Below are 23,020 nucleotides of genomic sequence, written 5' to 3'. Positions count from 1 at the left end.
GTGAGTATCACGGCTCTGACGGTCGGTAAAAAACATGAGCCCTGGGTCGTCGACGGGATCGAGCGCTACACCAAGCGGCTCCGTAAACCCTATGACCTCACCTGGAAGCTGCTGCCGCACTCCGTTCAGTCCGACGACGCCGCAAGGGATGAGGAATCCACACGGATCCTGCGTGCCCTCTCCCCTCGAGATCACGTGATCCTGCTCGATGAACGTGGCACGAACATCTCCTCACCCCAGCTGGCTACCCGGCTGCAACGCCGATTCGATACCGGTGAGTCCGTCGTCGTGGTCATCGGCGGGGCCTACGGGGTCAACAGTCACATCCACGCCCGAGCCGACTTCACCTGGAGCCTGAGCAAACTGGTCTTTCCCCATCAGCTGGTACGGCTCATACTGGCCGAGCAGATCTACCGCGCCCAAGAGATCAGCGCCGGGCGTCCCTACCACCACAGCTGAGGCATCACCACGCTCGGTCTGCCCCGCCCGATACGCTGACCGGATGGATAACGACCGTCCAGTGGTGGGCATCGTGGGAGCCGGTCGGGCCGGGACCGCCTTTGCCCGCGTGCTACAGGCCGCCGGTGTGGACACCGACCTGTGCTCCACCCGACCGCCCAAGGCACTGCGTCACCACGTGAAGATTTACGCCCCGGGGGCGCAGGCCGTCTGGCCGGAACAGATCGCCGAACGCACCCTGAGGCACGGCCCCGGCGTGGTCATCCTCGCCGTACCGCAGGAAGAGCTCGACGAGGTCGACCCGGAGACCGTCAACGGCACAGTCCTCATCGACGCAACCAATACCTGGCAGTCCGAACCGTTACCAGGCTGGCTGCAAGCCGCGGTGGATGAACAACTGCCCACCAGTAGGGCCATCGCCGGGCGGTTCGGCGGCGCTCGCACGGTCAAAGCGCTCAACCACCTCTCCCACCAGCAGATCGAAGAAGCCGCAGCCTACCAAGCACCCCTGGCTCAGCGGTATGCCGCCGCTGTTGCCACCGATGACGATGAAGCCCGCGCCCGCGTAATGGGGTTGTTAGTGCGTGCCGGGTTCGACCCGGTGAGCATCGGCAGCTTGGATGCTGGCCGGCTCATGGAACCCGGTGGTCCGCTCTTTGGCCGCTTGTTGCGCCGGGCTGACATTCTGCAGCACGTTCGCTGAGCCGACCCTTCCGGTGCCCTCCAGTAAGGTGCGCGCTGGGGTGTCAGGGCCGGCCTTTACAGTGTCCCCATGGCTCTGGAGCGGTTCACTGAGGCGACGCGCACGTGGTTCACTGCCTCCTTCGGCGAACCCACTGCCGCCCAAGCTGGAGCGTGGGAGGCGGTGTCGAAGGGGAAGAACGCCCTGGTGGTGGCCCCTACCGGGTCCGGGAAGACGCTGGCTGCCTTCCTCTGGGCGATCGACCGGCTCATGGCCGGTCGCAGCGAAGACGGTACCGGCGCGGACAGCAATACCCCAGAACAGTCCGACGACGCCGGCTCGTCACCACCTGCCGGCACTGAAGTCCTCTACATCTCCCCGCTGAAGGCGCTGGGAGTGGATATTGAACGCAACCTCCGCAGCCCGCTGGTGGGCATTGGGCACACCGCCCGCCGGCTAGGGACCGAACCGCGGGAAATCAGCGTGGGGGTACGGACCGGGGATACCACGGCGAAGCAGCGCCGGGATCTGGTGCGCCGCCCTCCGGAGATCCTCATCACCACCCCGGAGTCCCTGTATCTGATGCTGACCTCTCAGGCGCGGGCCACCCTCACCGGGGTGAACACTGTCATCGTCGATGAGGTCCATGCCGTCGCCGGCACCAAACGCGGCGCTCACCTGGCGGTCTCGCTGGAGCGGCTCGATGCGCTACTGGACCGTCCGGCCCAACGCATTGGACTCTCAGCCACTGTTGAACCGCAGAATGAGGTCGCACGTTTCCTGGGCGGAACCCAAGCGGTCGACGTCGTCGCCCCCGCCTCAGAGAAACAGTGGGACATTACCGTCTCCGTGCCCGTGCCAGACATGGCTGAACCGGAGGTGGATACCGGCGGCGGGACCGATGCGTCACAGCCGCTGCAGCCAAGCATCTGGCCACATGTGGAGCACAAGGTGGTCGAACTCATCACCCAGAATCGATCCACCATTGTGTTTGTCAATTCCCGTCGCTTGGCGGAGAAACTGACCGGGCGGATTAATGAGATCCACCGGGAGAAAAACGCGCCAGCCCCAGAGCACACACACGATGCGTCCGGGCAGGAGGAACCCGCTCCGGGGGAACCCACACAAGAGACCACCACACCCCAGCGGGAAAGCCCGCAAGAGGCCTCCGGCGTCACCGGTGAAGACCTCGCCCGCTCCCACCACGGATCGGTGTCCAAGGAGCAGCGCGCCCTCATCGAAGAGGACCTCAAAGCCGGGCGGCTGCGCTGTGTGGTGGCCACCAGTTCCCTGGAGCTCGGTATCGATATGGGGGCAGTGGACCTGGTGATCCAGGTGGAAGCTCCACCGGCGGTCTCAGCGGGGCTGCAGCGGATCGGGCGGGCCGGACACCACGTCGGGGAGGTCTCAGTGGGGTGGTTCTTCCCCAAGCATCGTGGGGATCTGGTGAGCACCGCCGTCGTCGTCGAACGCATGCTCGCCGGGCAGATCGAGGCGTTGCGGATCCCCGCCAACCCCTTGGACATCCTCGCCCAGCAGACCGTGGCCGCGGCGGCCATGGAGACCCTTGATGTGGAGGCCTGGTATGACACGCTGCGCCGTGCGGCGCCGTTTACCGCCCTGCCACGCTCGGCCTACGAATCCACTCTCGATTTGCTCGCCGGGAAGTATCCCTCCGATCGGTTCGCCGAACTGCGCCCGCGCCTGATCTGGGACCGCGACGCCGGCACGCTCACCGGCCGGCCCGGGGCTCAACGACTGGCAGTCACCTCCGGTGGAACGATCCCGGACCGTGGCCTCTTCGGGGTCTACCTGGTGGGTGGGGAGGACTCACGCACCGCCGGACGGCGGGTGGGTGAACTCGACGAGGAGATGGTGTACGAATCCCGGGTCGGAGACGTCTTCGCCCTGGGGGCAACCAGCTGGCGGATCGAGGAAATCACCTTCGACCGGGTGCTCGTCTCTCCAGCATTCGGGCAGCCCGGGTCCCTGCCGTTCTGGCGCGGTGACGGACTCGGTCGCCCCGCAGAACTGGGCCGCGGGCTGGGCGAGTTCATCCGTCAGCTGCGTCAGGCCCCCGCAGAGGAGAACGAATCCCGACTGCAAGCCCTGGGAATGGACACCTGGGCCCGGGACAACCTGCTGGCTTACCTTCAGGATCAGCACCGGGCCGCCGGAGCGGTGCCCGATGACCGCACCCTGGTGGTGGAACGCACCCGGGACGAGCTCGGGGACTGGCGGATCATTCTGCACTCTCCCTTCGGCATGGGGGTCCATTCGCCCTGGGCTTTGGCCGTGGGGCAGCGGCTCACCGAGCGCTATGGGCTGGACGGGGCTGCCTTCGCCGCTGACGACGGGATCGTCCTGCGGGTGCCGATGATGGATGAGGACCCTCCGGGGGCCGAGCTGTTCCGGTTCGAACCTGAGGAGCTGGAAGAGATCGTCACCGCACAGGTGAGCGCCTCGGCGGTCTTCGCCGCACGCTTCCGGGAGACCGCCGCACGGGCCCTGCTGTTGCCTCGGCAGAACCCGGGGGCTCGCACACCCCTGTGGCAACAGCGGCAGCGTGCCTCCCAGTTACTAGAAGTCGCCTCCGGCTACCCCAGTTTTCCGCTCATCATGGAAACCATGCGGGAGGTCCTTCAGGACGTCTACGATATGCCCGCACTGCTGGCTCTGACCCGGGATCTGGCCCAGCGCCGAATGGTGATGGTGGAGACGACCACGACGACGCCGTCTCCCTTCGCCCAAAGTCTGCTCTTCGGCTACATCGCCGAGTACCTCTACGAAGGGGACTCCCCGATGGCCGAGCGCCGGGCTGCGGCACTGAGCGTGGACCCGCAGCTGCTCAATGAGTTGCTGGGCCGGGTCGAACTGCGCGAAGTACTCGATGCCGAGGTCATCGCTGAGGCGGAACACCACGTTCAACGGCTCAGCCCCTCCCGACGATTGCGCGGCGTCGAAGGAGTTGCCGACCTGCTGCGACTGCTGGGCCCGTTAACCGGCGAAGAGCTCGCTGCCCGCCTCCAGCACCCCGAGGATGAGGCCCGACCCGCCGAACCGCACACCGCACTGAGGTGGGCGGAGGAACTGGTCGGCGACCAGCGTGCTTTTGCCTTCACCTGGCACGGGCAGACCCGGTATGCCGCGGTGGAGGATGCCGCTCGGCTACGGGACGGGCTGGGCGCCCCCATCCCGGTGGGCCTGCCGCAGGTTTTCCTCGATCCGGTGGAGGACCCGCTGGGGGACCTGGTCTTCCGGTACGCACGAACCCACGGCCCGTTCACGACCGAAGAAGCGGCCTCCGCTCTGCACCTGCCCCGCGCCGCTGTGGAGCAGACACTGCACCGGCTGGTACAGGACCGGCTCATCGTCGAAGGCTTGTTCCGCCCGGATCGCATCACACCGGTGGACCGCGAATACTGCTCTACTGAGATGCTCCAGCGCATCCGGCGCCGCTCGTTGGCAGCTTTGCGTGCCGCTGTGGAGCCGGTACCTCCGACTGCCTATGCCCAGTTCCTCACCGAGTGGCAGTCCACCGCTCCACAGCCGGGGCTGACCGGTCTTGCGGGTCTGGCTGAGGCGTTGAGCCACCTCTCCGGGGCTCCGCTCCCGGCCAGTGGCGTGGAGAGCTACATCCTGCCCGCGCGGGTGGCTGACTACCAGCCCGGGATGCTCGATGAGCTGATCCGCACTGGGGAAGTGCTCGTGGTCGGCCACGGGGCCCTCTCCGGACATGACGGGTGGGTGCGTCTAGTCCCCCGTCACGACGCCGAAGCACTCATCACTGCACATTCCAACGGTGCGGATTCACCGCTTCAACAGGAGGTCCTCAACATTCTACGGCGAGGTGGCGCGTGGTTTCCCGAGGCCCTCCACCACGAGCTAACCCGTGAGGTCTCCACCGGCGGCGACCCGGTGACCACCCCGCTGAGCGCCCCGGGGGTTGAGGCGGTCAAGGACACTCTGTGGGAGTTGTTCTGGGCAGCAGAGGTCACTGTGGACAGTTTCGCCCCGATTCGGGCGCGCCTGGCTGCCGGGCGCACCGCGCACCGCAAGCGGCCAGTGCCCTCCCGGACCCGGCACGCCTCGCGCCGGATGGCACTACGCCGAGCGGTTGAAGCCCACCGTGGCAGCTTCGATACTCCCGATGCCGCACGCTGGCAGCTGATCCCCCACACTGACCCTGATCCCACTGAGGCCGCCCACCTGCGGGCCGAGATCCTGCTCGACCGTTACGGAGTGCTCACGCGGGGATCGGTGGCGGTGGAGGATGTTCCCGGCGGGTTCGCCGGGGTATACAAAGTGCTCAATGCCGCGGAGGAGGCCGGGCGGGTCCGCCGGGGCTACTTCATCGAACACCTCGGAGCCGCCCAGTTCGCCGCCTCCAGTACTGTCGACCGGCTGCGGGAGATCGCCGAGGCTCAGGAGGACGCCCGTTCGGCACCCACCACCGCACTGGCCGCTGCTGATCCTGCCAATCCCTACGGCGCGGCCCTGCTCTGGCCGGAACTGAAGGAGGTCAGCGCCCGGCCGGGACGCAAAGCTGGCGCCGTCGTCGTCCTTCACGCCGGTGAGCTGGTCGCCTACGTCGAACGCGGGGGCCGAACCGTGCTGATCTACACCGAGGATCACAGCACCATGGAGGCTGCCGCCCAGGCGCTGGTCACCCGGTTACAGCAGGCCGGCTCCGCCCGGATCGCAGTGGAGCGGATCAACACCCAGTCCGCCCTGGAGCACCCCTTCGCTGAGGCGCTGAAGTCCGCTGGGTTCCGCACCTCCCCTTCAGGACTGAGATTCTCCGCCTGAACGGTGCCTCGGGCAGACGTGTCCCCCAGGTGCGGCAGTTTCGGGGTCTTGGCGTTAAAGTTCTCCCATGATCCTCTGCCTGCCGTTCGTGATGTTCCAGGGCCGCGCCCAGGAAGCTATCGACTATTACCTGGAGACCTTTCCCGACGCCGAACTACTCGAGATCATCCACCACCCCGAGGGCACGCAGATCCACGACCCCCACGCCGGTGAACAGAACACCGCCACCGCAGAGACCGAGGCACCCGGCAGCGATGACACCGCCGCGATGGAAACCGTGGTGAACCTGGAGCAAACCCTGGTGGCTACTGCCCAGCTGCGGATCGGTGGGCAGATGCTCATGATCCAAGATGCCCTGGTCAAGCAGCCCTTCGACTTCAGCCCGTCGGTGTCGATCGCGGTCGTCGTCGACACCGAAGAAGAGTTCCACAGCATCGTGGAGAAGCTCTCAGCCGGTGGCACGTTCCTCATGGAACCCGGCGATTACGAATTCGCCAAGAACTTCACCTGGGTCACCGACCAGTTCGGTGTCAGCTGGCAGGTCAACCAACCAGCGAACCGACCCGATCCTGAGGCTGATACCGCAGGCGATGAGACCGGCGGCGACGCCGGCGAAGACCCCGCCAGCGCGCAGCCACCCCACTGGGGCTGATGAAGTCACCCCTGCCGGTACGCGATGGGGTCAACGCCACCCGGCTGCGCGTGCCGCTGACCGGGCCGTGGGCCACCGTGCATGACTACGTGCTTGAGACCTTCGGGCACATCGACCACGGGGGCATCACCGAACGGTTCCTGGGCGGCGAAGTGGTCGATTCCCATGGAGAGCCCCTTAAGGTCACTACTCCCCTGGGCGCGGTGGAGTTCCTCTGGTACTACCGTTCAGTGGCTGAGGAACCACGGCTTCCCGTCACCGAGACGATCCTCTATGAGGACGAGCACCTGCTCGCCGTCGATAAACCTCATTTTCTGCCCACCACACCAGCCGGACGGTACGTGCAGGAGTCCCTGCTGGTGCGATTGCGCCGCCGGACCGGAATCGACGAGCTGGTCCCCATCCACCGGCTGGACCGCGGCACCGCGGGAGTGGTGCTCTTCTCCAAGAACCCCCAAACCCGGGGTGCCTACCAACTGCTCTTCGAAAACCGGCAGGTCGACAAAACCTACGAATGCGTCAGCCCGCTGCCTCCCGGCGTCGACCCCCAGAGCCTTTCGGACCGTTTGCCAGTCACGGTGCGCAGTCGCATCCACAAAACCAAAGGCGTAGTGGTCAGTCAGCGGGTACCCTACGACGTCGCCGATTCCGGTCATCGCCCCCATGAACGCACAGCCCCGAAGAAGGGTCGACGTCGCACCACCCCGGTACCCGGGGCCAACGCCTCCAGCCGAGTGGAGCTGCTCACCACCGGCAACAACTCCGAGGGAAATCCGGTAGGCCTGTTCCGCCTGACCCCGCAGACCGGTAAGACCCACCAATTACGGATCCACATGGCGATGCTCGGCCTAGGGATCCTCCACGACCGGTTCTACCCGGAGCTGTGGCCGGATACCCCCGATGACTTCTCCGCCCCGCTGCAATTATTGGCTCGTACCCTGACATTCCCCGACCCCCTCTCCGATGGTGTGACGCGGACCATCGTTTCTGAGCGTAAGCTGAGCGAAGCACCGTAGAGTGCACATCACAACGGTGCCCATCGTGAGGGTGTGCTGCGCAGGGGACTGCTGAACGGGGCAGGGCCACCGCGGCTGAGGCCACTGATGGGACAGTAACTCACAGAACACGTCGAGTAACGGGCCGGACGGGTCAACAGGTCAGGCGAGGGGGTGGCGGTGAACGAGCTGCTCGAGCTTCTGCAGGAGTGGGGGCTGTGGTATCTGCCTCTGCAGGCTCTACTCGTGGCGCTGACCGCGTTCGTTCCGCCGTTCCCCTCCGAGATCATGGTCATCGCCTCCGGTGCGCTGGCCGCCGACGGTCGGCTTCCTCTCAGTGCGGTGATCGCGGTGACGACTCTGGGCTGCTTCACTGGCGACGTCGCCCTCTACGCCACTTTCCGCTATCAACTCCTCCGGGTGCTCTATCGCTGGCGATGGGGTCGGCGGATGCATCGGCTGGTGCTCCGTACCGCCATCCGGGTCGGTCAGGCGAACACTCTGGTGGGGCTGTTACTCATTCGGTGGGTGCCCGGGGGGCGGGCAGCCTCGATGGCCACCGCGGGGATGATGCGTATCACCTGGGGGCGGGCACTGTCGGTGGCGATCCCCGGGGCGGTGATCTGGTCGTTATGGCTGGTGGGATTGGGTTACATTACGGGAACAACTACGGGCGCTCCCCCTCTGGTGAGCACTCTGATCGGCATTGGGGTGGGTACCCTTGTCGGGTTGGCAATCGCCGTGTTCTACACCAGGCGGCGTCGTGCTTCTGCTCAGGTTCGGCTGGAAGCATCGTCTGCCGACGAATGAGGCTCATCAAGCGCCTCCGGTCCGTCCGGGGTGCTTGCGCCTCAGGCCGCAGCGTCGGCATGTCCATGCACCGCACCGAATCGGGGAGGCTTTGTTGACCGATCAGTCTCGCGATCATGCCGCAGCGGGTGTGGACACCGATGCCCCAGACGAGAACACACCTGACCAGGACACACCGGAGCACCACGCACCGGAGCACCACGCACCGGAGCAGGCCGACGACGCCGGCTCCACCCGTGCCGAAGACCGGGCCACCTCCACCGACAGTGCTCAACCCGGCCCCGGCACCGTGAGCGAGGACGAACACTCCGAGACTGAGGCCCCCACCGACTCTGACGATTCACCGGACTCGTCTGCCTCATCCCCCTCGGACGAGGCTGAACCCTCTGGTACGTCCGAGGAGGTCGTGCTCGCTGAGCCGCACACCTCCTCCGCACCGTCCGCGCCGGCGTCGTCCCCCTCTGCCGCCCAGGAGTCCTCCCCGGATTTCTTCGACTCCCTAGACCAGAAACTCAAGAGCTGGTGGGCTCAACGCCAACAGCGGCGTGCGCAGAAGAACGCTCCGCCCACCGAACAGCAGACCACCCCAGCAGAAGGGGCAGCGCAGCCCACCGCAGAAGGTGTGACAAGCACACCGTCAGAGCCCGGCCCGCCTGCACCCGGTACCGGCGCTGAGGTCAGCACCGGCTGGGAGGACGCCACCCAGATTCTGCCGCCTGTACCGGAGGAGGACCACCCCGGTGAGTCCGACCCCTCGGAGACCGCCGAGGGCCGGGTCGCTCTGCCGCCCCCACCGCGGACGCGTCAGCAGCTCGACGACGACCGTCAACGTCACCTCATCGCTCAGAAGGCCGCAGCCATTGAGGCCGCCACCTCTGGGCACCAACAACCGGTGCGCTACGAATCCGCTGACGATGAGGAAGACCTCTACACCTACATCCCTCCGTACAACCTCCCCTCCCGGGATCCCGACCCAGAACCGACCACCACAGATTTGGCCCGGCGCATCTTCGTCACCCTCGGTGCCGCAGCGGCTGTGGCCTCGGTGATGTGGATGCTGGGATGGTTCGGCACCGAGTCGTCCATCCTGCCCGGTAATGGCCTCAATGAGCAGTACTCCGGCGGGTGGTTCTCCGGGGAGTACGCCCTGCTGACTCCGGACCACAACGTGTACTGGCTCTGGCCGGTGCTCGCGCTCGGGCTCGTCGCCCACGCGGTGTTCCAGTGGCAGCCCAGCCAGGAGTCCACCCCGCGGCAACGCCGCTCGGGCTGGCTCGTCGGATCGGCCGCACTGGGCATGCTCGTTGTCACCGCGGGGCTGTACGCCGGGTGGATCACCATCGTGGCGCTGGCATCGGTGGCGATGGCGCTTACCCTGCTCGAGGCGATCCGCCAATTCAACCACTACACCGCACGCAACCGTATGGAACGCCAGTTGACTGACGACGTCGTCGGGCTCTTCTTCGGCTTCGCACTGGTGCAGGCGACCTCGGCGCTCTCGGCGCGGTTGACGTCCTGGGGCTGGGACATCCCCGGTATTCCCTCACTGCTGTGGGCGGGTCTGGGCCTGTTCCTGTGCGTCTGGACCGCGGCGTTCTACTCGATGACCGAACGCGGCCGGGTCACCATCGCCCTCGGACTGGGGTGGGGGATGTTCTGGCTGGTTTTCCCGCGCGTCTTCGGGGAGGTATCCAGCCCCTGGGTGGCCATCGGCGCGGCGATGAGCGCGTTCATCGTCATCCTGGCGACCCAATCACGGCGGCACCGGATCAACCACGCCGAACTCCGAGCCGCCATGGGCCGCCCGTTGGAAGACATCATCTGAGCAGTCAACTCAGCTCCCACGTGGCGTTGGGCCCTAGGGGTTCAGTCCAGTGAGGGATCCACCAGTCCCAGCTCAGTAGCGCGGATGAGGAGCTGGACCCTATCCCGGACTTCAAGCCGCTGCATGAGCCGTCCCATGTACACCTTCATCGTCGCCTCAGAAACCATCATCTTCTGAGCGATCTCCGCATTCGAGCACCCGCTCGCCAGGTGTTTCAACCCTTCGAGTTCCCGGTCGGGGATATGCGGAGCGTGGGGAAAACGCTCCAGGGCACTGGCCACTTGGGCCGGGTCGTTGCGTACGGAGACCATCAGCTGGTGCGCCACCGCCGGGGAGAACGGTGCTAAGCCCTCATGGACCTGCCGGATCGCTTCGATGATCTCTTCTGGTTCGGCATCCTTGACGATGTATCCCCCGGCCCCAGCACGCAGGGCGGGAATGACATAACGCTCAGTGGAGAAGGTAGTCACCGCCAAGACCGCTGTCTGCGGGCAGATCGCGCGAATGGCCCGAGTGGCTTCAATACCGTCCATCTGGGGCATGTGCAGGTCCATGACCACGACGTCGGGGCTCAGCTCCCCGCACATCTCTGCAGCTTGACGACCGTTGCGAGCTTGGCCCACGCACTGCATTCCGTCGGTGGAGTCCACATAGGTGCGCAGGGCTGTGGCCATCACTGGGTGGTCGTCAGCGATGACCACCCGCGTCTCCCCGGATCGCCCCGAGGTGTCATGGTGCTCATCGTCAATGGTCATGGGTTCATCCTATGCACTCACCACACCGCATTCTGGACGTCTGCTGGGTGCTTCCAGAATCCGTTGAGGTCTCTTACTAGGGTGTTACCCATGGCGAGCGTGGTCGATGAGTTTGAGAACGGAGGCTTCTGGCATTGCCGCACGCTCAATAAGTGGATGCTGGTCATCGTCACTCTGGCCTTCGGTATCGCCCTGGGCGCCGATGTGCTCTACGAACTACTCACCAGCTCCGAATTCCCCTGGGCGCTGGGGGTCGCCGGGCTGCTATCACTGATCTGTGTGATCCTGCTGTGGATCTGTGTCACCTACGCTGCGGCGGCCGGCGCGGTGATCCTGGTGCTGGCTCTCTTCGTCGACGGGATCGCCTACTCGGTGTTGCTGGCGGTGTTGTTAACCGGGCTGACAGCGATGACGGCCACCCGTACGTTCCGTCGCGTCACCCTGGGGATCATGGTCCTGTGGGCGGCACTGCTCGGGGCCGGGATGGATCAGCCCTCAGCGGGGTTAGGTACGTTCGTGGCGGTCAGCGTGCTACTACTGGGGGCCTACGGCTTAGGCGGGGCTTTCCGCAATGCGACCAACGCTCGACTGCAGTCCAAGCAGGACCTGGAAGAGGCCGAGGAACGCCACCGGGAGTCGGTCACTGCTGAACGGGAATCCATCGCACGGGATCTACACGACATCGTCGCCCATGACATGACGATCATCGCCATGCAGTCCCGGGCCGCTCAGCTGGAGAACACCCCGGAGTCCTACCGGGAAGCGGTGCGCGTCATCGGGGATTCCTCCCGGGCCGCACTGCAGGATCTCCGCCGAATGCTGGCGCTGCTCAACCCGGACCAGGGAGAGGACCTGGGGTCACCGGGGTCAGCGACCGAGCTCGACGTCCGCCACGGACTGCGCGTGTTCTGCCAGCGGTTGGAAAAACTCGGCATCGCCGTGGAACAGCAGGTGACTGGCGACGTCGACTCCTTATCCCGGTCCGTCAACGCGGCGCTGTACCGCATCCTGCAGGAGTGCACCACCAATATCGCCAAATATGCGGGCGAAGGTGCTCACTGCCGGGTACAACTCAGTATTGCTGAGCAGGTCGACCTCACAGTGACCAACACCATCGTGGAGGACCGTGTGGGGGCCCAGTGGTCGAGTTCCGGTGCCGGGCTTATCGGTGTGCGCGACCGCGCGTCTGCCTTCGGAGGAGAGGCCACCCATGGAATCGACGCTGACGGGAACTGGCGCGTGGAGATCACCGGAATGAAGCGCGCATAAGCCGGTCCGGCAACTCCAGCGAGCTCCCCCGGTTAGAACGTTTTAGACAAAAGTGGACTAGTTCGCCGGGTCTTCAGCGGGAAGAATCTGCGCTGCAAGTGCAGTAACGGTGCACTTCACCGATCAGACCGGATTCGAGCATTCTGAGTTTCGGTGCAACGGCTCAGGAGGTCTTCGTCCAGCCTGCGGCTCGGGCGGTGAGAACGGCGCCGCCCGAGCCACTGCCCGCTCTGCCCCGCCCTCACGCTCATCTTGAAGGGCGTTATCCCTCCGGTTCGAGGACCTGCGCCATGGGTTGCACTGCCCACCGGGCCAGCCCCAACAGCACACCGGCAGGGAACCCGACAATGGGAATCAGCATGGGCACCAGCCCGCCGGCACCCTCAAGGAGTACCACCGGTCCATAAAGCAGTCCGACGACGACGTACCCCAGCACGTGCACCACCGGGTTGGTGTGGTGGCGCAGCAGCCAGGTGACAAACAGTGTTCCCGGTAGACCAATGACCACTGCGGCGCCACCGATCAGCGGGATGAGTGGGGCGAGAAACTCGGTGTCCCAGCCTGGGACCAGGGCGAGGCTCAGCAGAATGACCCCCATGACCAGGGTCGGGGCGAGCCAGGAGATCAGCCAAGCGGTGTAGCCCAGACGCAAGCGGGGCTTGGGCTTGTGGTGACGCGCACTGCGCCGCCGTCCTGTGGTTTTCTCTGGTGCCGGCGTCGTCATCATTTACCCACCTGTGTGTCCTAAGTGCGCCAAGGCCTGGCGGACCAGTTTCTCCCGACCTCCGATGAACTCGGCTTGGATCTCCGGGGAGAGAGCCTGATCCGGGGTGAGCCAGCTGACTTCCAAGGCGTCCTGCCGAGGTGAGCATTCCCCGTTGACCGGCACCACATAGGCCAAGGAGACGGCGTGCTGACGATCGTCGACCAGCCCGGTCTCTGAGGGGTAGGGGAAGTATTCAGCGATGGTGAATGGCGTGGGGGAAGCAGGCAGTTGCGGCAGGGCGAGCGAGCCGAGATCTTTCTCAATATGCCGGATGAGAGCGGCCCGAACCGTTTCGCGGTACATCACACGTCCGGAGACCACGCTGCGGTAGAAGCGGCCATCGTCGTCGGCGGTGTAGAGCAGCCCGATCTCGGTGACGTAGCCCAGGGAATCCAGCCGCACAGGAAGGGCTTCGACGTAGACGATCGGAAGCCGACGCCGGGCCTCGTAGAGGTCCTCCTCGGAGAGCCAGCCCGGGTTCGGGTCGGGAGTACGCACGGATGACATGCCACCATGATGCCTCACCCCTCCCCGCCCGGCGAACTCAAGCGCCCCACCTTCCGCAGGACCCCAGCCCGTCTCCTAGATGCTCCCCGCTCCGCTCACTCAACGGCGTCGGTAAAAGGGGAGGTTGACGACGTCGAACGGCTGAGGTTTACCGCGGACATCGACCTGTACCTGCGTGCCCGGATCGCGGTAGGCGACGTCGACATAAGCCATCGCGATCGCGGTCCCCAGCGTGGGGCTGGGGGCACCTGAGGTGACTTCACCGATCTGTTTCCCGGCGGCGTCGAGCACTGCATACCCAGAGCGGGCGGCACGACGGCTACGACCCTGAAGTCCCACCAGCCGCTGACCACGGGTTCGCCCCAACCCGCTTTCCTTGGCCTCTTGAAGAGCCTTCCGTCCCACGAAGTCCTCCTCCTTGGAGAACGCCACCACGGGAAGTCCCGCCTCCTGTGGCAACCGAGAAGTACTCAGCTCGTTGCCGTACAAGGGCATGCCGGCTTCCAGTCGCAGCGAATCTCGGCTAGCCAGTCCACAGGGCGTCAGCTGGACATCTGATCCGGCCTCCAGCAAAGCTCGCCACAGCGCCCCAGCCCGGTCCTCCGGCAGGTAAAGCTCGAACCCGTCCTCCCCGGTATACCCGGTACGGGCCAGCAACACCTCGTCCCCACCAATCGTCACCGTCGTCTGGGCGTAATAGGGCAGCTCTTCAACCAAAAACGTCTCCGAAGCGCGCACCACGGAGGAGACGATGTGCTCCGAGGCCGGCCCCTGCAGAGCAATCAAGCTAATTCCCTCAGACTCGTCCCAGATCTCCACGTCGAAACCCTCGGCTCGCTGTGTCAGAGCCTGGACCACGGTCTCACGATTCGCGGCGTTCGGGATGACCAAGTACTCGGTCTCCGTGATCCGGTAAGAGATGAGATCGTCGAGGATGCCACCGTCGGCTTGGCAAAGGAGGGAGTACTTCGCCCGACCGGGCCTGACCTTGGCTAAATTGCCCACCAGCGCGGTGTTGAGGAAGACCGCCGCATCCGGACCGATGACCCGCACCTCCCCCATGTGGGAGAGGTCGAAGATGCCGGCGCGTTCGCGCACTGCCTGGTGTTCGGCGACCTCCGAGGAGTACTTCAGCGGCATGCGCCACCCGCCGAAGTCGGTGAAGGAAGCACCGAGGGCCTCATGTTCAGCGGTGAGCGCGGTCTCTTTGAGGTCAGTCATGGGGTCTCTCTCACGTTCTGCATAACACTATGAACTCTGCATAGGGCTATAGCGTGATGCACGGTTCACAGGGTTATGCGGGATTGGCATTCGAAGACATCAGCTGGCGGCGAAGGCCTCAGGCGGCGGACAGGAGCACACCAGATTACGATCCCCGTGGGCGCCGTCGATTCGACTCACCGGCGGGAAATACTTATCCGGGCCGAAGCCCTCCCCGCGCAGGCCCGGCACCGGGAAGGCCGCCTGCTGACGGGAATACGCGCGGTCCCAGGTCTCCGAGGCGACCACCGCAGCAGGGTGCGGAGCATGGCGCAAAGGGGAGTCGGCGGCGTCGTGCTCGGCATCGATGACCTGTTGGATCTCCGCACGGATGGCCACCATGGCCTCGATGAACCGTTCGATTTCACCCAGATCCTCCGACTCGGTGGGTTCGACCATGAGCGTTCCCGCCACAGGAAATGCCAGGGTGGGCGCGTGGAAGCCGTAGTCGATGAGCCGCTTACACACATCCTCCGCGGTGATCCCGGAGGCTTTGGTCAACTCACGCAGGTCAAGGATGCATTCGTGGGCCACCAACCCGTTCTCTCCGGTGTAGAGGGTGGGGTAATGGTCCTTCAGCCGGGCTGCGACATAGTTGGCGGTCAGCAGCGCGTGCGCAGTGGCCGCGGTGAGCCCGTCGCCGCCCATCAGCGCCACATAGGCCCAGCTAATCGGCAACACTCCAGCGGAACCATAGGGCGCGGCCGTCACCGGCGCTGAGCTGCCGGCACCGGCTTCATCCGCACTGCCGGAGGCTCCGCCCACTCCACGGCGGGGCAGGAAATCCACCAGATGCTCCGCCACTGCCACCGGCCCGACGCCGGGACCTCCCCCACCATGGGGGATACAGAACGTCTTGTGCAGGTTGAGGTGGCTGACGTCGCCGCCGAACCGACCCGGCTCGGCCAGGCCCACCAAGGCGTTGAGGTTCGCCCCATCGATGTAAACCTGACCGCCGGCGTCATGCACGGCAGCGCAAACCTCGCGCACATCGGATTCGTACACCCCGTGGGTGGAAGGGTAGGTAATCATGATCCCGGCGATTCGGTCGGGATTCTGGCTGAGCTTGGCCTGCAGGTCTTCCATGTCGATCGTGCCGTCGGCAGCAGTGGCGACAACGACCACCTGCAGTCCGGCGAGCACCGCCGAGGCGGCGTTGGTCCCGTGCGCGGAGGCGGGGATGAGACAGATATCCCGCTCGGCCTCCCCGTTGGCCAGGTGGTACTGCCGGATGGCCAAGAGCCCGGCGTACTCCCCCTGGGATCCGGCGTTGGGCTGGACGGAGACCGCGGCGTATCCGGTGATCTCGGCGAGCTTGTCTTCGAGGTCTTCGATGAGTGCCCGCCACCCGGTGGTCTGGTGTTCGGGGGCGAAGGGGTGGATCCCGGCGAACTCCGGCCAGGAGATCGCTTCCATCTCCGCGGCGGCGTTGAGCTTCATCGTGCAGGAACCCAGCGGGATCATCGTCCGGTCCAGGGCCAGATCCCGGTCGGAGAGCTTCCGCAGGTAGCGCATCATCTGCGTCTCGGAACGCACCGAGTGAAAGACAGGGTGGGTCATGAATTCGCTGCTGCGCACTAGCTCAGAGCTGAAGGCGTACTGCCCAGTGGGTTGCTGCTCATCAGGTGCGGCGGCCACCCCGAACGCCTGTAGCACCACGGCCAAGTGCTCCGGCGTCGTGGTTTCATCACAGCTGATGCCCACGGTGGTCTCGGTGACCCGGCGTAGGTTGATACCGGACTCCTCGGCACCGGAGATGACGGTCTCGGCTGCCTCTGCAGTGTCCAGCTGCACCTGGACGGTGTCGAAGAAAGACTCGGACACCAGGCTGAAACCCCCGGCACGCAGGGCAGCGGCCAGCGCCTGGGCGTGGGCATGAACCTCCGCGGCGATGCGCCGCAGACCCCCAGGCCCGTGGTAGACCCCGTACATGGAGGCCGCCACGGCCAGCAGCACCTGGGCGGTGCAGATGTTCGAGGTCGCCTTCTGCCGTCGGATGTGCTGCTCCCGGGTTTGCAGCGCCAGCCGGTAAGCGGGCCGGCCTTCAGCATCCACAGAGACCCCCACGAGCCGTCCGGGCAGTTGCCGTTGCAGTCCGGGGCCCACCGCCATGTACGCCGCATGCGGGCCCCCGAAGAACAGCGGAACCCCGAACCGCTGGGTGTTGCCCACCGCGATATCGGCACCCTGTTCCCCCGGAGGGGTGAGGAGTGCGCAGGCCAGCAGATCGGCGGCCACCGTCACCATAGCCCCGCGATCCTTGGCCTCGGCGATCACGGCACGGTGGTCCATCACGGCCCCGGAGTTACCCGGCTGCTGCAGCACCACGCCGCAGATTTCACCGGCGGGCAGTCCAGCGCTGAGATCGGCAAACTGCAGCTGGATACCCACGGCTTCGGCCCGCCCGGTGATGACATCCCGAGTCTGAGGGAAGATATCGGCGTCCACGATCACCGGCGCTTCGGCGTGTTTCTTATTGGCCCGGCGCATCAGCAGGATCGCTTCGGCCACGGCGGAGGCCTCATCGAGCAGAGATGCGTTGGCGATCTCGAGCCCGGTGAGATCGGCCACCATGGTCTGGAAGTTCAGTAGCGCCTCGAGCCGGCCCTGGCTGATCTCCGGCTGATACGGGGTGTATGCGGTGTACCAGGCGGGGTTCTCCAGCACGTTGCGACGGATCACTGCCGGGGTTTCTGTCTCGTAGAACCCCTGCCCGATCATCTGCTTCTTGGGCCGATTGTGGGAGGCGAAGAGCTTCAGCGCGGCCAGCACTTGGCTTTCGGACAACGCGTCCCCCAACTGCAGGGGCCGGTCGGTGCGGATGGTTTCCGGCACGGCGGCGTCGACCAGATCCGCCAGCGAGTCGTAACCGAGGGTGGCCAGCATCTGCTCAGTGGCTGCGGTGTCGGGGCCGATGTGGCGGGCGGGGAACCCGTGCTCGGCCGTGTAGGTGCGGGGGGTGTCAGGACGAACCATTGCGGAACCTTCCGGGGGGCAGGCATGAAGCGGGATAGTCTCCCCCTGTTGCTCTGTATCGGACCTGAGAGATTCACCGGCCACTGGGACCGGCTTGCACCTTGGGTGGACGCCCTCGGCGCCGCTTTCCAGAGTTGCCACCCCGGCGCGGTACGGGGGCCTGAGAGATTCGTCAGGGGAGAATCTTGCTCCTTCGGCGCCGGGCACATCAGCCCGGGCTCTCCCGCGCAGGGGACTACAGCCTGTATTCAGTTATCAGCCATTGTGCCAGATGCCTGGCGGCGGGCGATGCGCACATCGATGATGACTAAGAGTACGACGACGCCGAACCCGACTGCCGCGAGGATCAGTGCGGTGGTGAGGTTCTCACCTGGGACCAGCAGCGCCCGGCTTTCATCCTGCCAGGGCCATAGGGTCCGCAGGGCACCGAGCATCACCCCGGCCAGCACCACGAGCGTGAACCGGTGGTGGTGGTCCAACAGCCACTTCAGTCCTTTGACGATGCTGACCACCCCGATGAGCATGCCCACGGCGAAGATGCTCAAGTACGCGATGTCGAGGTCGCGGGCGGCGGCGATGGTGGGCTCGTAGAGCCCAAAGGTCAGCAGCAGGAAGGATCCGGAGAGTCCGGGCAGCAGCAGGGCGGAAACCGCGACGGCGGCAGCGGGCAGCACCAGCCACCAATGCGGCTCCACATGCGCCGGCGGCAGGGACACCAACCAGAAGGTCACCACTGCGGCGGCCAGGCCTGCGATGACATGCCGGGCCGCAAGGGCCCCGGCCATCCGCACCGGCACCGCGATGGAGGCCACCACCATGCCGAAGAACGCCGCGCGGGTGAGCTCCGGGTGGTTCTCCACCGCGTCGGCGAGGAACTGCACCGCACCGAAGAGTCCCAGCGGCATACCGATCAGCACCGGGACCACCACTGGCCAGTACACCTGGCTGAGGTGGTGTGCCGCAGCGTTTTTGCGTCCCTGCCCCTGGCCGGGAGCGATGAGCGCACGGCCAGCAGAGACCAGCGCCGAAGCGGAGGCGATGAGCTGATGGTAGATCCCCACCACGAGGGCCACAGTGCCTCCGGAGACTCCCGGGACTGTTTCCACGATGCCGATGAGTGCCCCGCGGATCACATTGCCCGGCAGGGAGGTTCGCCTGCGCAGCTCTGGCGCCTCAGAGTCGGTCACACTGGCCTGCTTTCTGAACGGAGTTTTTCTCAACGGCGTTCACAGAGGGATGGAGGACTGTAGTTCGGAAAGGCAAGATACTCTGCTCAGCTGAGCGGGCTCAGAGTTTCAGGGTCCACGGCGGTGAAACGCACCTCCGTGCCCGGGGGCAGCTGGGCGGCCAGGCCCAGGTCTTCCCGCACGACGACGCCAATCACCGGGTATCCGCCTGTCACCGGATGGTCGGCGAGGAAGATCACCGGCTCCCCGGAGGGTGGCACCTGCACTGCCCCGCGGATCACCGGTTCGCTGGGCAACTCCCCCTCCCTGGTCCGGGGCACCGGCTGCCCGCCGGCCTCATCAATCAGCAGTCGCAGTCCGACTCGATCGGCCCGGTCGCTGACGGTCCACGTCTGTCCGGTCAGCCGCTCCAGCCCGGGGTTGCGTCCACGCGGTCCGGCGAACCAGTCGTCTCGGGGGCCGGGCACGATGCGCAACCGGGTGGGAGACTCAGGCTCCGGCAGAGCGGTGCGGGCGACATCAGCAATCCCGACAAACCGACTCATCGCTCCCACCAGGCCGAAGGTATCACCAGCCTGCACCGGGGGCGGACCGAGCCCGGAGAGGGTATCGGCTGAGGCACTGCCGAGCACCTTGGGGGCGGCGATCCCGCCGGAGAGGGCAACGTAGTTGCGCAGCCCCCGCGTGGGGGTTGCCAGACGCATCCGCTCCCCCGGGTAGAGCCAGAAGGGTGCCCGCAGCGGAATCGTGCGGATGTCGTCCTCGGTGAGGGGCTCTTCGGCAGCTCCGGTGCCGTTGAGGGCCATATTTGACCGTTCCACCGGCCGCGGGGTGATGACTTCCACCTCAGCCTCGGCCCCCGTGACGGCGAGGACTGCGGTCTGCTGGACGGTGAGTTCCAGGCCACCGGAGAGGACTTCGAAGACGGCGGCGGATTCGTCATTACCGACGAGCTGGTTGGCCTGCCGGGCAGCAGCACGGTCGGCCGCCCCGGAGCGAGGGACACCCAGATCGGCATAGCCTCCCCGTCCGAGGTCCTCGATGAGGGTGCGCGGCCCGGAGGCGAGGATGTCGACGACGTCGCCGCCGGTCGTCGTCGTACGCTGGGTGTTCTGTGGGTTCTGATCGCCCTGGGGCCGCTGGCTGCTCTGGGGGCTCTGCCGCACGGTGATGCGTTCGGGCACCGGGCGGTAGCGCACTGGCGTTCCGGGAGTGATGAGCGCCGGGCGGGGGCGCCCCAGATCCCACATCACCGCATCGGTGGTTCCGATGAGCTGCCAACCACCCGGGGAACTGCGCGGGTAGACCGCGGAGAACTCCCCCGCCAGGGCAACGGCTCCGGCCGGCACGCTGGTGCGCGGAGACTCTAGCCGGGGCAGGCTGTGGTGACTACCGCGGCGGGGACGTCTGCGGTGGGTAAGTTCGGCGGGCACACAGTAGGTGAAACCGGGGGCGAACCCACCGAAAGCCCCCACCCACTGGGTTTCGGTGTGCCAGGTGATGAGCGCCTCGGCACTCATCCCCAAGTGCTCGGCGGCGGTGGTGAGATCTTCGCCGTCATAGTGGACAGGGATCTCCACGTCTTCCGCAGAGGAGAGCTCCGGGGCCTTGGGTTTGAGGCGTTTCAGGGGGCGGACTGCGGCAACAGCGTCCCGGCGGGAACGGAACCTCACCAACACCGTGCGAGCGGCGGCAATCGCCTCGATCTGCCCGGGCAACGGATCTTCACTGAGGTAGTGGTGCAGGGCGAGCACCCCGTTCAAGGCGGTGAACTCTGCCAACAGTGCGCGCTGGCCCACCCAGCGGACGGCGTCGACCATCAGCCCAGCATCCTTCCCGGGGGCATCGGGCGATGTCTATGCGGTCTCAACGGCACCGTCCTCGCTCTTCCCAGGATCTGGCAATGTGTGCATGACACAATCACATGCGTGGATCAGGATACTTCCCGGAATGCTGAGGGCGCCGACAGCGGCAAACGCCCCGAGCCCGGGAAGGAGCCGCTGCTGACCAAAGACTTCATCTTCGCCACGTGCATCAACCTGATCATCACCACCACATTCTTCACGCTGGTTACCGGCCTGGCAGTCTACGCCGCCTCCGAGTTCGGTGCTGGGGAGACCGCCGCGGGATTTGCCGCTAGCGCGTTCGTGGTCGGGGCCCTGGCGGCGAGGCTCTTTGCCGGCAAGTACGTCAACACTCTGGGCCGGAAGGTGACCCTGGTGACCTGCCTGGCGATCTTCACCGCTGCGGGGCTGGGGTACCTGGTGGTCGATACCTTCACCGGGTTGATTGTGCTGCGCATCCTGCACGGCATGGCCTTGGGGTTCGGGCAGACGGCGCTGACCGCCTCGATTTTCGACATCATTCCGAAGTCCCGCCGCGGGGAGGGCTCCGGTTACTACCTGCTGGCCAATTCGTTGCCACCGGCGATCGGACCGCTGGCGGCCATTCAGCTCTCTGAGCGTTATGGCTTCGATGCGATGTTCTGGATGGTCTCGATTATCTCCGCAGTGGCCCTGTTGTTGGCGGTCCTTATCGACACCCCGGAGATCAAGAAGCCGGGTGCCCGCTTACGCGACCGGCTGTGGTTGCGGCCCTCGGACATGATCGAACCTCGGGTGCTGGCCATCGCGCTGGTGGCCTCTCTGGTGGGGGTGTCTTTCGCCTCGGTGATGACCTTCCTCAACGGGTATGCCCGCAGTATGGGAATGCTCGACGCCGCCAGTGTTTATTTTCTGGTCTATGCCGGGTGCATGTTGGCCACCCGGTTGTTCACCGGCAAGATCCAGGACCGCTACGGGGACAACGCTGTTCTGGCACCGTCACTAGTGGTGTTCCTGGCCTCGATGAGCCTGCTGGCCTGGAGTCCGGGGGCTTGGGCGATCATCCTGGCCGGGGCATTAGCCGGGGCGGGGTTCGGTTCGATGTTGCCGGCTCTGCAGGCACTCATCACGTTTAAAGTGCCCAGTCACCGGATCAGTATTGCGATCTCCACGTTCTTCATCTGTATGGATTCCGGGTTTGGTTTTGCTCCGCTTTTCTTGGGGCCGGTGGTGGAGAACTTCGGTTATGAGGCGATGTACATCGGCTGCACCGCGCTGGTGTTCATCACCCTGGTGCTGTATTGGGTGGTGCACGGTCGGCACAATGTGCGCCAGGGAGTGGCTCGCCGTGGACCACGTAAGGGCCAGCAACCGCCGCAGACCGGCATGATGCCTCAGGTCACCAAGGACTAACGACTAGCCGAGGGCGAAGGGCCGAATCTTCACCCCGGCAGCGGTCAGCGCTTCCCGCAGCGCTTGGGCCATCTGCGCGGCACCGGGGGTGTCGCCGTGGGTGCAGATGGAGGCCGCCTCGGTGGGCACCTCGGTGCCGTCGCGGGCGATGATAACTCGGTCGGTGCAGAATCGCAGCATATTGGCCACGACCTGATCGACATCGTGGAGCACCGCGCCGGGTTCGCGCCGGCTCACCAGGGTGCCGTCGGGGTGATACGCCCGGTCGGCGAAGGCTTCCCCCACCACGGGCAACCCCACAGAGCGCGCATACCGCATGGCTTCTGAGCCCGGCAGCAGCAACAGGCTGAGTTCGCGGTCATAGGCGGCGACGGCGTCGACCACCGCTCGGGCCTGCTCAGCATCGGTGACGATGGTGTTGTACAGCGCCCCGTGGGGTTTGACGTAGCTGACCCGCGTCCCAGCTGTACGGGCTATGCCGTCGAGGGCGGCAATCTGGTACAGCACCTCGGCGGTGAGATCCTCTGCGGTGTAGGCGATGGCCCGGCGCCCGAAGCCGTGGAGGTCGCGGTATCCGACGTGGGCTCCGATGGCCACGCCCTGTTCGACGGCGCGAGCCACTGTGCGGTGCATTGTCACCGGATCCCCGGCGTGGAAGCCGCAGGCGATATTGGCGCTGGAGACGACGTCGAGCATCTGCTCATCAGGAAGCTGCCAACTGCCGAAAGACTCACCGACGTCGCTGTTGAGATCAATTGTGGCCATGCCGACATCGTACTCAGATGACAGCTCAGATCTTTCGCATAGATGTGGTCTAAGTCATATTTATGCG

General features: G+C 65.7%; 17 protein-coding genes and 2 riboswitches. Of the genes, 9 read left to right on the top strand and 8 right to left on the bottom strand.

What is annotated here, in order from left to right; all coding sequences use genetic code 11:
- From H578_RS0101450 to H578_RS0101420, 7 genes are all read left to right on the top strand, one after another.
- The gene (locus H578_RS0101450) at positions 1–459 is read left to right on the top strand and encodes a 23S rRNA (pseudouridine(1915)-N(3))-methyltransferase RlmH (RefSeq protein WP_022871937.1); all 459 of its coding nucleotides are present in this window, start codon (positions 1–3) and stop codon (positions 457–459) included.
- A 43-nt stretch (positions 460–502) separates the two neighbouring features.
- Positions 503–1,162, top strand: coding sequence for an NADPH-dependent F420 reductase (locus tag H578_RS0101445; protein WP_022871936.1), 660 nt, complete (start codon positions 503–505; stop codon positions 1,160–1,162).
- Positions 1,163–1,231: 69 nt separating this feature from the next.
- Positions 1,232–5,950, top strand: a complete 4,719-nt coding sequence (locus H578_RS0101440) for an ATP-dependent helicase (RefSeq protein ID WP_022871935.1) — start codon at positions 1,232–1,234, stop codon at positions 5,948–5,950.
- 67 nt (positions 5,951–6,017) lie between these two features.
- Positions 6,018–6,602 carry a VOC family protein gene (locus H578_RS0101435; protein ID WP_022871934.1) on the top strand — a complete coding sequence of 195 codons (585 nt, stop codon included), beginning with the start codon at positions 6,018–6,020 and terminating at the stop codon, positions 6,600–6,602.
- Entirely contained in the window at positions 6,602–7,618 is a 1,017-nt protein-coding gene (locus H578_RS0101430; RefSeq protein WP_028463823.1) for a pseudouridine synthase, read from the top strand. Before H578_RS0101435 ends, H578_RS0101430 begins: the two co-directional genes overlap by 1 nt.
- A gap of 159 nt (positions 7,619–7,777) precedes the next feature.
- Complete coding sequence (locus tag H578_RS12470) at positions 7,778–8,407, top strand: DedA family protein (protein ID WP_245554868.1); 630 nt, start codon at positions 7,778–7,780, stop codon at positions 8,405–8,407.
- Between the two features lie 94 nt (positions 8,408–8,501).
- On the top strand, positions 8,502–10,232 hold the full coding sequence (locus H578_RS0101420) for a DMT family transporter (RefSeq protein ID WP_022871932.1): 1,731 nt from the start codon (positions 8,502–8,504) through the stop codon (positions 10,230–10,232).
- A gap of 41 nt (positions 10,233–10,273) precedes the next feature.
- On the opposite strand, the gene H578_RS0101415 is transcribed toward H578_RS0101420, so the two are convergent.
- Complete coding sequence (locus tag H578_RS0101415) at positions 10,274–10,987, bottom strand: response regulator transcription factor (RefSeq protein WP_022871931.1); 714 nt, start codon at positions 10,985–10,987, stop codon at positions 10,274–10,276.
- Between the two features lie 90 nt (positions 10,988–11,077).
- Here H578_RS0101415 and H578_RS12465 point away from each other — a divergent pair, with 90 nt between their 5' ends.
- A complete protein-coding gene (locus H578_RS12465; RefSeq protein WP_022871930.1) occupies positions 11,078–12,256 on the top strand; it encodes a sensor histidine kinase in 1,179 nt (392 codons plus the stop codon).
- 262 nt (positions 12,257–12,518) lie between these two features.
- On the opposite strand, the gene H578_RS0101405 is transcribed toward H578_RS12465, so the two are convergent.
- From H578_RS0101405 to H578_RS12460, 6 genes are all read right to left on the bottom strand, one after another.
- Positions 12,519–12,983, bottom strand: a complete 465-nt coding sequence (locus H578_RS0101405; RefSeq protein WP_022871929.1) for a hypothetical protein — start codon at positions 12,981–12,983, stop codon at positions 12,519–12,521.
- On the bottom strand, positions 12,984–13,529 hold the full coding sequence (locus tag H578_RS0101400; RefSeq protein WP_022871928.1) for an NUDIX hydrolase family protein: 546 nt from the start codon (positions 13,527–13,529) through the stop codon (positions 12,984–12,986).
- A 99-nt stretch (positions 13,530–13,628) separates the two neighbouring features.
- Positions 13,629–14,750 carry a glycine cleavage system aminomethyltransferase GcvT gene (gcvT, locus tag H578_RS0101395; RefSeq protein ID WP_022871927.1) on the bottom strand — a complete coding sequence of 374 codons (1,122 nt, stop codon included), beginning with the start codon at positions 14,748–14,750 and terminating at the stop codon, positions 13,629–13,631.
- 99 nt (positions 14,751–14,849) lie between these two features.
- Complete coding sequence (gcvP, locus tag H578_RS0101390) at positions 14,850–17,765, bottom strand: aminomethyl-transferring glycine dehydrogenase (RefSeq protein ID WP_022871926.1); 2,916 nt, start codon at positions 17,763–17,765, stop codon at positions 14,850–14,852.
- A gap of 51 nt (positions 17,766–17,816) precedes the next feature.
- Positions 17,817–17,899: riboswitch (glycine riboswitch) on the bottom strand.
- Between the two features lie 4 nt (positions 17,900–17,903).
- Positions 17,904–18,001, bottom strand: a riboswitch (glycine riboswitch).
- Between the two features lie 12 nt (positions 18,002–18,013).
- On the bottom strand, positions 18,014–18,952 hold the full coding sequence (locus H578_RS0101385) for a DUF368 domain-containing protein (RefSeq protein WP_022871925.1): 939 nt from the start codon (positions 18,950–18,952) through the stop codon (positions 18,014–18,016).
- A gap of 86 nt (positions 18,953–19,038) precedes the next feature.
- Entirely contained in the window at positions 19,039–20,772 is a 1,734-nt protein-coding gene (locus H578_RS12460) for a 5-oxoprolinase subunit B/C family protein (protein ID WP_022871924.1), read from the bottom strand.
- A gap of 108 nt (positions 20,773–20,880) precedes the next feature.
- On the opposite strand from H578_RS12460, the gene H578_RS12455 reads away from it, so the two are divergent.
- Entirely contained in the window at positions 20,881–22,188 is a 1,308-nt protein-coding gene (locus H578_RS12455; RefSeq protein WP_022871923.1) for an MFS transporter, read from the top strand.
- 3 nt (positions 22,189–22,191) lie between these two features.
- Here H578_RS12455 and H578_RS0101370 read toward each other — a convergent pair whose 3' ends face one another.
- On the bottom strand, positions 22,192–22,953 hold the full coding sequence (locus H578_RS0101370) for a LamB/YcsF family protein (RefSeq protein ID WP_022871922.1): 762 nt from the start codon (positions 22,951–22,953) through the stop codon (positions 22,192–22,194).
- Positions 22,954–23,020 lie beyond the last annotated feature (67 nt).

The organism is Nesterenkonia alba DSM 19423 (genome assembly GCF_000421745.1).
Lineage (GTDB): Bacteria > Actinomycetota > Actinomycetes > Actinomycetales > Micrococcaceae > Nesterenkonia > Nesterenkonia alba.
Note: the sequence above shows the minus strand (reverse complement) of the source record. Positions and strands in the feature narration are given on the sequence as shown.

Coding starts and splice junctions, on each gene's coding strand:
- H578_RS0101445 (WP_022871936.1), top strand. CDS start 503: ATGGATAACGACCGTCCAGTGGTGGGCATCGTGGGAGCCGGTCGGGCC.
- H578_RS12460 (WP_022871924.1), bottom strand. CDS start 20,772: ATGGTCGACGCCGTCCGCTGGGTGGGCCAGCGCGCACTGTTGGCAGAG.
- H578_RS0101435 (WP_022871934.1), top strand. CDS start 6,018: ATGATCCTCTGCCTGCCGTTCGTGATGTTCCAGGGCCGCGCCCAGGAA.
- H578_RS0101440 (WP_022871935.1), top strand. CDS start 1,232: ATGGCTCTGGAGCGGTTCACTGAGGCGACGCGCACGTGGTTCACTGCC.
- H578_RS0101415 (WP_022871931.1), bottom strand. CDS start 10,987: ATGACCATTGACGATGAGCACCATGACACCTCGGGGCGATCCGGGGAG.
- H578_RS0101400 (WP_022871928.1), bottom strand. CDS start 13,529: ATGTCATCCGTGCGTACTCCCGACCCGAACCCGGGCTGGCTCTCCGAG.
- gcvP (WP_022871926.1), bottom strand. CDS start 17,765: ATGGTTCGTCCTGACACCCCCCGCACCTACACGGCCGAGCACGGGTTC.
- H578_RS12465 (WP_022871930.1), top strand. CDS start 11,078: ATGGCGAGCGTGGTCGATGAGTTTGAGAACGGAGGCTTCTGGCATTGC.
- H578_RS0101405 (WP_022871929.1), bottom strand. CDS start 12,983: ATGATGACGACGCCGGCACCAGAGAAAACCACAGGACGGCGGCGCAGT.
- H578_RS0101370 (WP_022871922.1), bottom strand. CDS start 22,953: ATGGCCACAATTGATCTCAACAGCGACGTCGGTGAGTCTTTCGGCAGT.
- gcvT (WP_022871927.1), bottom strand. CDS start 14,750: ATGACTGACCTCAAAGAGACCGCGCTCACCGCTGAACATGAGGCCCTC.
- H578_RS0101430 (WP_028463823.1), top strand. CDS start 6,602: ATGAAGTCACCCCTGCCGGTACGCGATGGGGTCAACGCCACCCGGCTG.